General features: G+C 61.5%; 12 protein-coding genes and 1 tRNA gene. All 13 read right to left on the reverse strand.

The annotated features are described in order from the left end of the window. The coding region (locus VJ604_RS19385) for an iron-sulfur cluster assembly scaffold protein (RefSeq protein ID WP_324083956.1) at positions 1-702 on the reverse strand (702 nt) is incomplete at its 3' end. 2 nt (positions 703-704) lie between these two features. Further along, positions 705-1,085 carry a NifB/NifX family molybdenum-iron cluster-binding protein gene (locus tag VJ604_RS15235; RefSeq protein WP_324083959.1) on the reverse strand — a complete coding sequence of 127 codons (381 nt, stop codon included), beginning with the start codon at positions 1,083-1,085 and terminating at the stop codon, positions 705-707. A gap of 235 nt (positions 1,086-1,320) precedes the next feature. Next, a complete protein-coding gene (locus tag VJ604_RS15240; protein ID WP_324083961.1) occupies positions 1,321-1,629 on the reverse strand; it encodes a rhodanese-like domain-containing protein in 309 nt (102 codons plus the stop codon). Positions 1,630-1,967: 338 nt separating this feature from the next. Continuing rightward, positions 1,968-2,171, reverse strand: a complete 204-nt coding sequence (locus VJ604_RS19390; protein ID WP_414652450.1) for an FmdB family zinc ribbon protein — start codon at positions 2,169-2,171, stop codon at positions 1,968-1,970. A 40-nt stretch (positions 2,172-2,211) separates the two neighbouring features. Next, the gene (locus tag VJ604_RS15245; RefSeq protein WP_324083963.1) at positions 2,212-2,667 is read right to left on the reverse strand and encodes a MamS/MamX family magnetosome protein; all 456 of its coding nucleotides are present in this window, start codon (positions 2,665-2,667) and stop codon (positions 2,212-2,214) included. 590 nt (positions 2,668-3,257) lie between these two features. Beyond that, positions 3,258-3,334 (reverse strand) — tRNA-Met (locus VJ604_RS15250). A gap of 144 nt (positions 3,335-3,478) precedes the next feature. After that, positions 3,479-4,141, reverse strand: coding sequence for an FKBP-type peptidyl-prolyl cis-trans isomerase (locus tag VJ604_RS15255; RefSeq protein ID WP_324083965.1), 663 nt, complete (start codon positions 4,139-4,141; stop codon positions 3,479-3,481). Between the two features lie 135 nt (positions 4,142-4,276). After that, on the reverse strand, positions 4,277-4,801 hold the full coding sequence (locus VJ604_RS15260) for a Ros/MucR family transcriptional regulator (protein WP_324083967.1): 525 nt from the start codon (positions 4,799-4,801) through the stop codon (positions 4,277-4,279). Between the two features lie 344 nt (positions 4,802-5,145). Further along, positions 5,146-6,126, reverse strand: a complete 981-nt coding sequence (glk, locus tag VJ604_RS15265) for a glucokinase (RefSeq protein WP_324083968.1) — start codon at positions 6,124-6,126, stop codon at positions 5,146-5,148. A gap of 106 nt (positions 6,127-6,232) precedes the next feature. After that, positions 6,233-8,665 carry a glucan 1,4-alpha-glucosidase gene (locus tag VJ604_RS15270; protein ID WP_324083971.1) on the reverse strand — a complete coding sequence of 811 codons (2,433 nt, stop codon included), beginning with the start codon at positions 8,663-8,665 and terminating at the stop codon, positions 6,233-6,235. 103 nt (positions 8,666-8,768) lie between these two features. Beyond that, positions 8,769-9,551, reverse strand: coding sequence for a glucose 1-dehydrogenase (locus VJ604_RS15275; RefSeq protein WP_324083972.1), 783 nt, complete (start codon positions 9,549-9,551; stop codon positions 8,769-8,771). Between the two features lie 489 nt (positions 9,552-10,040). Next, positions 10,041-10,676 carry a PqiC family protein gene (locus tag VJ604_RS15280; protein ID WP_324083974.1) on the reverse strand — a complete coding sequence of 212 codons (636 nt, stop codon included), beginning with the start codon at positions 10,674-10,676 and terminating at the stop codon, positions 10,041-10,043. A 2-nt stretch (positions 10,677-10,678) separates the two neighbouring features. Then, a partial coding sequence (locus tag VJ604_RS15285) for a PqiB family protein (protein ID WP_324083976.1) occupies positions 10,679-12,076 on the reverse strand: 1,398 nt, incomplete at its 5' end.

The raw sequence follows: 12,076 nt of genomic DNA on the forward strand, positions 1-12,076 counted from the left end.
ATGTAACGCCGACGCTGCCATGTTCGAGCAGTGCATTTTTCCTTCCGGCAGACCATCGAGGGCCGCGGCGATCTTCAGGTCGTCGATGGCCATCACCTCTTCAAGGGTTGCCCCCATGACCAGCTCCGTTGCCATGGACGAGGTGGCAATGGCTGCGCCGCAGCCTTTGATGAGGAACTTTATGTCGCTCACCCGTTCGTCCGCGATCTTGATGAAGAAGACGAGGGCGTCACCACAATTTGGGTCACCGGCCTGTACGACGACATTTGCGTCCTCAAGGGACCCCACATTCCGCGGATTGTGGACGTGATCCATCACCTTCTCACTATACAGCTCGCTCATTGGGGGTCCTTCCCTGTGTGCATGTTCATTGAATGACGCGTGACGCGCTGGTTTAGCCTTTTCCTCAGGGGACGGGTTGGCAGATATGCCCAGAGCCCTTTGCCCCACCAGGGCCTGGGCCACCTTCTGGCGGGCGCTGGCCAGCAGTCGCTGCACGGTCCCGCGTGAGATCCCCATCAGCTTGCCGGCTTGCTCCTGGGTCTTCCCCTCACCGTCGCAAAGGTGCAGTGTTTCCAACTCGTCATGCCCGAGCTGGATGACGGCCATATCCTTGAGTGGGGTGCCGGCCGGCTTGAAGACCGCTGCATAACCGGACCGGTGCGGGCAGCTGCAATTTCTCGGTTTCTGCGGACGCGTCATGTTTAGTGCGAGCACCCGCCGCCGTGACCATGGCCGCCACAGGTATGAGTCGGCAGGTATTCAGGCAGCCTGTTGTCACGAAAGAGCGCCATGTTCTCGGCAATGGTCCCTTCATGTGCTTGAAAGACCCTGATGCCGGCGTTGTTCAGCTTGAAGAGAGCACCCCGTCCAATCTCGCCTACCACGATGGCGTCGACCTGCTGGCCTCCCAACCCCGCAAGGGGATTACACGCTCCATGCTGATGGATCCGATCGCCGTTGCCGATTGCCGCTACCTCGTTGGTTGCAGCGTCCACGATGACGAAGACGGGAGCCGATCCGAAATGGCCGAAGACGTCGCTTGCGAGGCCACGGTCTACACTGGTGGGAAAGCAAATTTTCACGGTACACCTCCTGTAGATGGCTTACAGGAGGGGATTATATATGGGAAATTTAATACGTCAACGAATATTTTGTGCATATGCACAAAATTACTGTTCCAGCCGGACAGCGGTGAGAAGGTGATTTGACAGTGGGTGACGAGTGCAGTGGCGGGAACCGACACCTGCCGTGGTCGATGCAGGGAGCACGGCAACCCTGGTAGGTAGCGATGCTGACCACTTCAACGAGCCGCAGAGATCATCTTTCCAGAGGCAACCCAGACCGCCGCCATCCCGCCATCTGCCCGACGAGGAGTACCACGTTGCGGTACCCGTAGGCGCGTAGCAGTGCCTGCGCGATGCCGGCACGCGGCCCCAGCTCGCAGGTGACCACCAGTTGCGTGTCCCGGTCCTGAGGTAGTTTCGCAAGCTTCAGTAAAATCTTCCAGGTCGGGGCATGGACGGCACCGGAAATGTAGCCGCGCCTGAACTCGAAGCTATTGCGAACATCCAGGAGAACCGGTGGATTCTTTGCCTTCATCGCCTTCAGTAACTCGTGCGGTTGCATGTTTACCTTCTTTACTCCGACACGTGCTGGCGTCGGCCAAGCCGCTCTTTTCCGTCCAGGAGCAGCCTATAGCCGAGCAGAAGGAAATGCCCCCCGTGCATGAGCAAGGTCGAAGATGTCGACCGGTCTGCTCAACTGGCCGGACATCAGCATCAGGATTTTCGTATCATGTGCGGTTGACGGTAAAAGGGGACGCCCCCCAGTACCACCGGCATGAGGAGCACTCAAGTTTACAGGAACTTCAGCTGGGAGAACCACCTATAGGATCCCTGAGCAGGAGCGCCACTGCGCCCCTGCTCTCCGTTTCCGTAGCCGCCGAACTGGCGACGTTAAAACCTTCAGCCCTTCGGGGTGCAGCAATCTGATGCCGAAGTCCCCGATGCTGCGACCGGGTCTTTGATTTCAGCGGAACCGCATGCAGGACATTGTGCTTCATCGGCAATCTGGTTGTCTGGTTTCTCGAATGCGTTGCCACAGTCCAGGCATATGTACTCATAAAAAGGCATCAGGAAAGATCCTCCATTCTCATACCGTCCATTCATACCGCCGACCAAGCAGAGAACTGGCCGGCTTCAGGCTCAACTACCGCCCTTGCCTCCAGCCACTCCACACCGGGACGCCACTGGCATCCCGTAGCTTCAACACCTGATCATTTTTTTTGACCTCCGAGGCGATCAGGGCAGGTTTGCCACCGACCGTGACCCGAGAGCCGGTGACTTCCACTTCATCCCCTTTTTCGATCCGGGTATCCTGCCGATCCAGGTACCAGGCGGGGCCCAGGTGTACCGACACGGTCTCCTTTTGGGTCTGGAGATCAAGGTGGATTCCCGGCCCCATCCCCTTCATGGGAGTCATTTTGCTCACTCCAACGACCTTGCCAGTGACCGTTTCTACTGTCGAAGGGTTATAGAGCCTACCATAGGCGCCATTCATCCCCCACCCGCCGCTTCCTTTCCCGCCCTGAGCTGAAGCCACAACCGCCGTCGCCAAGAGCAGCAGAAGTATTCCGCCCAGAACCCGCCACGTCCTTCGGTTCATGATGCCTCCTTCGTTGCAGAATTTGCTCACCGAGCCGAACTCATATTTTATATCGGTTTAAGAAGATGCACAGCAACCGGCAACCATTCTCCACTACCCAGTCCGGAAAAAGGCGACCACGGCAACGACTCCCCAACTCAACGCCGCTACTGAGACTACTACCGTCATCGTTGCCTCCCGCCATGAGGCATGAGTGTATATTACATTCACGTATTCATATGTCAATATATTTCCTTTTGAGCAGCTACGACAAGCCGGCGGGTACCCTTCCGTAGCGGCAGCCGTTAGGCATTGGCCAAGACGGCAGATTTTGGTCATCGCCGTCTTGCCAGTCGGTACTGACGCCTATATAGCCGAAAAAGCACATTCCGTTCGCACCCCGTAGCACTCGTGTCGGCGTAATCGCCGTCACCCCTTTTTTCTTACATCTTCACGCGAGATGAAAACCTTTTGCGGCTACAGCACGGAAGGACAGTTCACGGGAGCATTCGCATTGGGAAGGGACATGCTTTGACAGCTTTGGCAGGGCACGGCAGGGCTAAACGCAAAAAGACCGTGCAACTCACTTGAGTACACGGTCTTTTTATAAATGGTGGCGGTGCAGGGACTTGAACCCCGGACAACACGGATATGAGCCGTGTGCTCTAACCAGCTGAGCTACACCGCCAAGCTCTGAATATACTATTAGTGTTTCAATACTGCTGAAGATTCCCGAGGCCAGCGCCTCAAGAGCTTCTCTTTATAGTGCAGGCGAGGATCTTTGTCAATAAAAAATTCGGCTAGAAGATTCTCATCGACCTTCGCTGCCGGCTTACTTCAGTACCTTGATCAGCTCGACCTCGAAGACCAGGGTGGAGTTGGGGGGGATGGCCTGCATCGCGTTCTCGCCGTAGGCGAGCTGGGGCGGACAGACGAGCTTGGCCTTGCCGCCGGGCTTCATCATCTGAACCCCTTCGGTCCAGCACTTGATCACCTTGTCCAGCTGGAATTCGACCGGCTGGCCGTGGGAGTAGGAGCTGTCGAACTCTTTGCCGTCGATCAGGGTGCCCTTATAGTTCACCTGCACCTTGTCGGTCGCCTTCGGGCTGTCGCCGGCCCCTTCCTTGATCGGCTGGTAGACCAGGCCGGACGCGGTCTTCACGGCGCCTTTCTCCTTGGCCGCCTTGTCGATGTATTCCTGGGACTTGGCGGCGAGCTTCTTCCCTTCGGCGTTGCGCCGGTCAACGGCGAACTGGTTGATCTTCATCTTGTAGGCTTCCACGTCGACCAGCGGCGCCTTGCCGGTCACCCCGTCGGTCATCCCCTGCTTTACCATTTCCAGCTCTTCGGGGGTCAGCGACAGGATCGAGAGTTGGCGAGCCATCACCAGGCCGACGGCGTACAGGGTCTTCTGTTCCTCGGTCTTCGGCGCCTCAGCGGCAAAGGCAGGTACGGCAATGAGTACGGCGAGTGCGGCCAGCAGTGTCTTTCGCATGTCTCCTCCAGTGAAATGAAATGTGAAGTAGCCATTATAGCAACGGCTTAGGTGCTGTAAAGCCGGGTGGAGCCGGACTGTCATGAAAAAAGGCACCCCTTGGCAGAGGTGCCTTGGCGACCGGCGGAGGGTCGTTTATTTCTTGGCCTTGGGTGCGGCCTTGGCCTTGGTGGTTTTGGCTGCCTTGACCGGGGCTTTTGCGGCTTTGGTTGCCTTGGCGGGGGCGACTTTCTTGGCCTCGATGTTGGCCATACGCACCTCTCTCGCCTTCGCGAGGTTGTCTGCCAAGCCCCTGTCCTGAGCCATCTTCCTCCTCGATTCGGAATAGCTCTTGGCGGAAAGGGCCTGTTTGCTGGAGATGCCGAACTGTTTCTTGTAGGCGCCGGGCTTCATGCCATGGGCGGTGCTCAGGTGGCGGGCCAAGGTCTTGAAGCCCCCCTTGCCGCACAACAGACAGACCACCTCGTTCTTTTTGAAAGCTTCCTTGACGGTAAGCGCGGGCTTGGCTTCTTCGACCCCTTCGACGGCCTGACCTGCCTCAAGGTTCTTAAGAGCGGCGTGGACCTTGCTGATTTCTGCCAGAAGCTCATCGGAAGTCATCGGCGTGCTGGAAGCGTGAGACGCCACAAGCTGTGCTGCTATTTCAACTAAAGTCGCCATTGAACCATCCTCCTTTAATAATCATGCACTGTTTGATTAATAGCAGAGACGGGAAAATTGTCAATGGCAAACTGTGAGATAGTCATTGTGCCGTTGTGTAGTGAATTAAGTATTCTGATTAAAGCCAACAGGATGCTCTTGTGTCAATGTACCCCAAAATGTATGTGATGTCAGGCTACTTTAATACGTTGCAGCCTGCTTCTACTGTCGAAGCAGGCTGTCAATGTCGCATACCGCGACGTGCACGATTCATTTTCAATTCGGAGTGAACTAAAGATGAAGGGTAATGGGGCGGGGCAAAATCCGGAAAACGGGAGAAATCTGCTAGCGGCTGCCGACCTATCTCAGGTGAGCAGGAAGCCAGCCCTGCCGGCTCCCAACAGAGCGGTCTTTTCCTGGAGAATGACGTGCACCGGAATGGATTGCACCAGTGCGCTGAGCCTCCCCTTGGAGGAAAATGCCACCATGAAGGTGGGACCCTTCAGTTTATCCAGTATGCGCGGAGGGATGCCGCCGCCGAGGTAGACGCCACCGGTTGCCAGAAAGCGCAGGGCGGCATTGCCGGACTCGGCCCCGTAGACCGCCAGGAAGATGTCGAGCGCCTTCACGCAGAGCGGACAGTTCCCCGCCAAGGCGGCGGTCGTGATGACGGCAGGAGGATCGCCGGCGTGCATGGCTGCGCTGATCTCGGCCTGCTCCGAGAAGTAGTGCCGGTCGCGCAGGAACTGGTAGATGTTGAGAAGCCCCGGCCCGGAGACGATCCGCTCGTAGCTCACCCTGCCGTGCTTGGCCTGCAGATAGAGCAGCAGGTCGGATTCCACCTCGTTTCTGGGAGCGAAATCGGCGTGGCCCGCCTCGCTGGGGAGCGGCCGATGATGGGCGCCGGTCCAGTAGGCGAGCGACTGACCGAGGCCGGTGCCGGCGGAAACTACCGCGATGGTGCCGGTGGGGTCGGGGGTGCCGGGGTTGAGGGTGAAGAGGTCCTCCTTCTTGAGGGCGGCGATACCGTAGGTGTTGGCCTCCAGGTCGTTGATCAGGCGGACCTGGGGGAGCTCCAGTAGCTGGGCGAGCTCGCGGCTGTCGATGTGCCAGGGGAGGTTCGGGGTCCTCACCCGTCCATCCAGCACGGGGCCCGCGATGCCAAAGCAGGCCCGCTCAGCGGTGAGCCGGTGCTGAGAGACGAAGCGGCTGACGATCTCCACCAGGCTGCTGTGCTCCCTGCTCGGGTAGCGGCCCTCGGCCAGAGCCACCAGTTCGCCCCCCTGCTCCTCGAAATAGGCAAGGCGGGTCGAAGTCCCTCCTACGTCTCCAGCCAGAATCAACATGTCTCCCCCTGCGATTAAAGTTCTACTTCGTTATCAGCTTGTGGTTTGCGCAGCTGCTCATTCGGTTACTGCGGTCCGACCTGTCGGACCTCTTTGCACTCCCATTTTAGCCTTTCCTGGTGCCCAGGCCGTCCGCGGCGGCTACGTCCACCATGAAATCGGCACCCTCCCAACGGTCGGCGCCGGGCCAGTAGAAGGTGAAAAGCACCCTCCCACCCTCGGGCACTTCCCCGGTCTCCAGGTCCGCCACCTGCATGGTCAGTCCGCTGTCCCGGGTCGAGGTCTCCTGGAAGCTGCGCCAGTCGTCGGTGCTCCAGTGGACGCGGGCGGGGGCGAGGGTCTCGACGCGCAGTTTCATGCCGGTCGGAATGGAGCGGAGCTTGTGGTTGAAACGCCAGACCAGGAACGAGGAACCGGTCTTCTCCTTCAGGTAGCGCTGGACGGTCTGCTGCGGCAGGTCGAAGACCTTGCCGTCGTACAGCGAGCGGAGCAGCTTCAGGTACTCGGCGTGGGCCCACACCAACGGCATCGCCGAGCCGGAAGCCTTGCCCTGGAAGAGCTCCCGCTCCGGGAGATCGGGCGCATCCCAGATCTGCTCCGGCATGAGCCCCTCGGTACTGGCGTAATCTTCCATGGCCACCAGCATCCTGCGCGCCTCTTCGGCGCGACCGGCCGCCAGCTCGTAGTGCCCGCGCTCGCCGGTCAAAAGCGGCCAGGCCCGCCCTACCCCGGTGCCGTCGAACGGTTCCCCGTCGTCATGCTCGCCGTAGCCGTCGTCGTTGTAGCGGTGCCAGAGCGGCCCCTTGGCGGTCTCGAACTTGAGCAGCGCGTCGATCACCTTGATGGAGTCGGTGATGCGCGGGTCGTCCGCCTCGCGCAGGCCGAAGCGGACCAGGGCCAGGGTGTCCGGGCTCACCAGGTGGCTCGCCACCATGGTCTCCCGACCGGGGACCACGTTCTTCACCACCACCTTCTGCTGAAAGCGCAGCACGGGTTCCACCAGGTCGGCCGGGGATATGCGCACGTAGTAACCGTCAACCTGGTAGCGCTCGGCCCAGTCGCCCCCTTTCACGTACATCCAGCGGTCGATGCAGGCGTTCCAGACGTCGGCAGTCTCGCGCAGATAGATCGCCAGCGACGCCTCACCCTGCAGCTCAGCCAGGTCGGCCGCCACCAGAAGCGCCGCTATCTCGGCCGCCACCGTGAAGGGGGAGTAACCGGGATCCTCTTCCCAGCGGTCCTGCGGGCTGACCGGCCCGTTGCAGACCAGGTAGTTCACCGCCCGCCTTACCATCGGCCAGAAGCGGGCCACGAGCTCGTCGTCCAGCACCCCTTCCCGCCTGGCCAGATCGACCAGCAGCACCGGCAAGGCGGTCTCGTCCATCTGGATGCCGTTCCAGTAGGGGGTACCGTCCAGCCACATGTTCTGGCCCCAATGGCCGTCCTCCTCCTGGGTGGACTGCAGGTAGCGAAGCACGCGCCCCACCTCGCCGTGCGCCCCTACCGCCAGCAGGGCCCCGGCGGACTCCACCAGGTCGCGCGGCCAGACCAGGTGGTAGCCACCCAGGTCGTTGTCCCCCTTGGCGAAGCCCCAGGGAACCGACAGGCTGGCGATGATGCCGCCCGGGAAGTTGTAGGCTTCGTGACTCCTGATCACCGCGGTGCTGACCCGGTAGTAATTGAGCCGCCCGGGCGAGGTCTCCTGGTCCAGCGGGAGCAGGTTCTGCTGCCAGAGGTTCCACTGGCTCAGGTACTCCTCCCGTGCCGCCTGGAAACCGTCCTGCAGGGAGGCGCGGGCGCGGTTGCCGGCCTCGCAGGCCTTGTGACCGAAGCCAAGGGCGATCAGGAAGCTACCGTCGGCAGAGAGGTCGATTTCGCCGGTGAGGGCCACGTTCCCGTTCTGAGCGCGCGTGTACTCCCAGGTGAGTTCTCCGTGTGACATGAGATCCTGCCAGCCGTCCGACGGGCCGACGAAACCGACGCTTCTCTTGAGCCAGGGGACCGAGCAGGCCAGGGCCAGCGCATGGCCGTCCCGCTGGGCGAACAGCATGGGGACCCCCTTGTACTCTTCGAGCCAGCCGGTATTGCCGGCCCCCTGGTTGCCGAGGTGGGGAGCGAGCAAAAGGAACAGCCGGTAATCGTCGAGGCTTCCCTGGAGGGGGATGAAGCGGGTCTGCTGCAGCACGGTGTCCCGCCGGGGATCGGTGATGATGGTCTTTTCGATCCGGTAGGTCCCGTATCGGCAGCTGTTGATCAGTTGGAAGCCGGGCACCCCCTCGTCGAGCCAGCGCACTTCGGTGTCGGTGTCGCGCTTCTCCTCGGAGCGAAAGCCCCCCTTGCCGGTGATCAGCATCCCCATGTCGCGGACGCAGGACTGGTCGATGCGGGGATAGTAGATCTCGTTGAAGATGCCGTGGCTGAGAGTGAACCAGACCGTGCAGTTGTTGGTCAAGGAGGCACCAACCGCTGACTTGGCGCTGGAGGTCCAACGCCCCGGGATTCCCGGGCCGCCCGGTGCGTAGCGCTCTTCACTCTTCATGACATCTCCTGTGGCGACCCATCCTCACCCTGTCCCTACCCTTGAAGGGGAGGGGACGCAGGGGGAACGTCCTCACCGAAATCCGGCACAACAAACAGTCGACTCAGCCGCCGTGCGAGAAATCGGGGAAATCGGTCATGCCGCCGTCTACGAAGACGGAGCGGCCGGTCAGGTAAGAGGCGACGTCGGAAACCAGCACCACCACCACGCGGGCGATCTCCTGCGGGTCACCGATCCGGTTGAGCGGGATCTTCTCCAAAAGGTCCTGGCGGCTTTGCGGATCGGTCCAGACCGCGCGGTTGATCGGGGTCTGGATGGCTCCCGGCGCCACGGCCAGCACCCGCACCCCATGGGGCGCCGCCTCCTGCGCGAGGTTCTTGGTCAGCATGCCGAGCGCCGCCTTGCTGGCGGTGTAGGCGCTGTAGCCCGACCAGGCGATCTCCTCGTGGACGGAGCTGATGTTGAGCACCACCCCACCCTTCTGGGCGACCATCCTTCTCAGGGCCTCCCGGGCGCAGATGAAGCTACCAAAAAGGTTGACCTCCAGCACCCCTCGCCAGGCGGTCAGATCGCTCTCCCAGGCGAAGGCCCTCACCCCGTCGATCCCCGCGTTGTTGATCAGGATGTCGACGCCGCCCCAGCTCTCGTCGAGCCGGCGGAACATGGCGGCCACCGCATCCGGATCGGAGACGTCGGCGGAGATGGCCATCGCCTCTCCTTTTTGCTCCATGACCCGCTGCACCGCCGCCTGGGCCGCTTCCGGCCGATTGTGATAGTTGATGGCCACCTTGGCGCCCGCCTCGGCGAGGGCGGTGACGATCGCCTCTCCGATGCCGGAATTGCCTCCGGTGACCAATGCGCGCTTGCCGTCCAGTCTGATCTCCATCTGATACCCCCGAGGTAGTGGTAGGACAGGAGAAACGTCAAACGACATCACTGATGGAAGCACTACCAGCCTATCTCTTCAATGTGCAGACTGTACCGCGATTTCACTGAAAGCTAAGAGGATTACACGTAATAGTGAAGCAAAATAACGCAACAGAGTTTATCGCCCCGACCGCAATTTGCAACCGGGACCTGAAGAAGCAGTTACCAGGCAGGGAACAGTATAAAATGGTGAGCGAGTGAAGTATAACGTGTTGTAGTGGGAGATATTGTACTGAATTAGCTAGATAGGATGGGGGCAGCTAGTGAGTGTGCAGCCGACGCAAGGTGGGCAGACTGCAAGTGGTCTCCAAGCCGCTCCTTATAGCACCTGAGTTGAAAGCTTGGACAGTCCCTGGTTGCCGTAACAGTTTCACCTTCGACAGGCTCAGGGTGAACGGCCATTTCTGTCTGGCAGAAACTTGCAGTAACCACTGCCGGCTTGCCCTTTTTACGGAGTGAGTGCTTGCAGCCCGGAGGCCACCTCCGCACTGAGCACGGAGAGGGCGGCGCTGTAGGCGGCAACCAGGGCGTCGTAGCCTTCACCCTGGATTTTCTGGCGCACCAGCGAGTGACCGGCCCTGGCGGCCTTTCCCTGGTGTCGCACGGTCCAGTCGGCCTCGACGGTGACGGCCTCGCCCGGCTGGGAGTCGAAACGGCTGAAGTCAACCAGCACCCGGTAATCGGCGGCGGCCCCGGTCATCTCCAGGTAGGAGAAGACGCGCCGGGAGGCAAGCTGCCGGCCGATCTCCCGGGCCATGAAGCGCGGGATGCCGCTTTTCAGGGGCTCGGCCCACCTCTTGGTCTCCAGGATCTTCACCTCGTTGGGGCCCGCCTGCACCACCATCTGGGGCCGGTCCACCACCTCCGGCAGGGTGATGGGGCCGATGGCGACCACCGGGAGGGCCCGGGCGCTGGAGGCTCCCTGGAAGGCGGGGGAGGAGGCGACCGCCGGCTGGGGAGCCGACGACTGGGCCACGGCCGCGGGGGTGAGGGTATAGAAGTTGATCTGCGGGGACCTGCTGCACCCCACGCTGGCCAACGCCAGACAGATTGCCACCGCCGTCCATAACATGCTGCGCATCATGGTCACTCCTCCTTCTTGCCGCGGATCAGGGACTCGGGATGCTGCTCGAGGTAGTCCCCCAGGACCCGCAGCGACTGGGCGGCCCGCGACACCTCCCTCAGGGTGTCGCGCAGGTCGACCTGCAGCGGTGCATCGGGCGACAGCACGCCGTTGGCCCCGCCGATGGTCTTTTGCGCCTCGCCCAGGGTCTTCTTCAGCTCCGCCATCGACTGGCGCGCCTCATTCAGGACCGAGCGCGCCTCGGGTACCAGGGAGGCGTCCACGTTCTTCAGAAGCTTGTCCGCGCTCTTAACCGTCTGGTCGAGCGACTGCACCGTTTTCCTGGCGTCCGTGGTCAGTTCCTTGAGCGGCATCTGGTCGATCTTGTCCACGATATCCATCAGCTTGCGCTGCAGCTCCTGCATGGAGCCCGGCACAGTCGGGAACTTGGGCGGGTTGTGGTTCCAGTCGATCTGTGCCTTCTTGGCCTTGGGCACGAAGTCGAGCCCGATGTAGAGCTGGCCGGTCAAAAGGCTCCCGTTACGGATGTCGGCCCTGAGACCGTGCGCTACCAGTTCATCCAACAGGGGGCGGAAATCCTGCGTGGTCCCCGGCCGGTGGTGGTGCATGGCGTGCAGGCGGTCCGGGTACAACTCGATCTCAACCGGGATGGCGAAGTTGGAGCGCTTGGGGTCCAGCGCGATGTCGATCTTGGTCACTTCGCCCACCGTCACCCCCCGCAGGTCGACCGGCGCCCCCACCGACAGCCCGCGCACCGACTCGTGGAAGATCAGCCGGAACGGCTCGCTCGTCTCGGCGTGTTTGAGCGCCTCGTCACGGGTGGGGAACAGCGGGAAGACCATGTTGGGCGGGGCCTTGGGCACCGGCTGACGGCTGTCCGGGGTCTGGAAGGCGATACCCCCCAACAGGACCGCCGCCATCGACTCGGTGTTCACCTTGATCCCGGTGGTGTTGACGGTCAGGTCGACGCCGCTGGCATGCCAGAAGACGGTGTTCTCATGCACGTACTGGTCGTAGGGAGCGCGGACGAAGGCCTTGATGGTGACCCCCTTGCCGTCGGCATCGAGGTCGGTGCTGATCACCTGTCCCACCTGCAGGCGCCTGAAGAAGATGGGGGAAGCGGCATCCAGCGAGCCGACATCGGCGGCATGCAGGACGAACTGCCGTCCCGGCACGTTCATGGAGACGGCGGGGGGAGTCTCCAGGCCGACGAACTTGTCCTGCGACTCCGTGGAGGTCCCGGCGTCCACGCCGATGTAGGTCCCTCCGATCAAGGTGCCCAGGCCGGAGACGTTGCCGCCGGAGATGCGGGCGCGCACCACCCAGAAACGGGTATCCTTCACCAGGAGCCCCTTGGCGTCCCGGGTGACCTCGGCGGTCACGATGACCTTCGAGCGGTC

Origin of the sequence: Geomonas sp., from assembly GCF_035254065.1 — a bacterium.
GTDB lineage: Bacteria > Desulfobacterota > Desulfuromonadia > Geobacterales > Geobacteraceae > Geomonas.

What these genes read in the sequence shown, in the direction of transcription:
- VJ604_RS15240 (WP_324083961.1), bottom strand. Translation starts at nt 1,629, where the DNA reads ATGCAACCGCACGAGTTACTGAAGGCGATGAAGGCAAAGAATCCACCG.
- VJ604_RS19390 (WP_414652450.1), bottom strand. Translation starts at nt 2,171, where the DNA reads ATGAATGGACGGTATGAGAATGGAGGATCTTTCCTGATGCCTTTTTAT.
- VJ604_RS15245 (WP_324083963.1), bottom strand. Translation starts at nt 2,667, where the DNA reads ATGAACCGAAGGACGTGGCGGGTTCTGGGCGGAATACTTCTGCTGCTC.
- VJ604_RS15255 (WP_324083965.1), bottom strand. Translation starts at nt 4,141, where the DNA reads ATGCGAAAGACACTGCTGGCCGCACTCGCCGTACTCATTGCCGTACCT.
- VJ604_RS15260 (WP_324083967.1), bottom strand. Translation starts at nt 4,801, where the DNA reads ATGGCGACTTTAGTTGAAATAGCAGCACAGCTTGTGGCGTCTCACGCT.
- glk (WP_324083968.1), bottom strand. Translation starts at nt 6,126, where the DNA reads ATGTTGATTCTGGCTGGAGACGTAGGAGGGACTTCGACCCGCCTTGCC.
- VJ604_RS15270 (WP_324083971.1), bottom strand. Translation starts at nt 8,665, where the DNA reads ATGAAGAGTGAAGAGCGCTACGCACCGGGCGGCCCGGGAATCCCGGGG.
- VJ604_RS15275 (WP_324083972.1), bottom strand. Translation starts at nt 9,551, where the DNA reads ATGGAGATCAGACTGGACGGCAAGCGCGCATTGGTCACCGGAGGCAAT.
- VJ604_RS15280 (WP_324083974.1), bottom strand. Translation starts at nt 10,676, where the DNA reads ATGATGCGCAGCATGTTATGGACGGCGGTGGCAATCTGTCTGGCGTTG.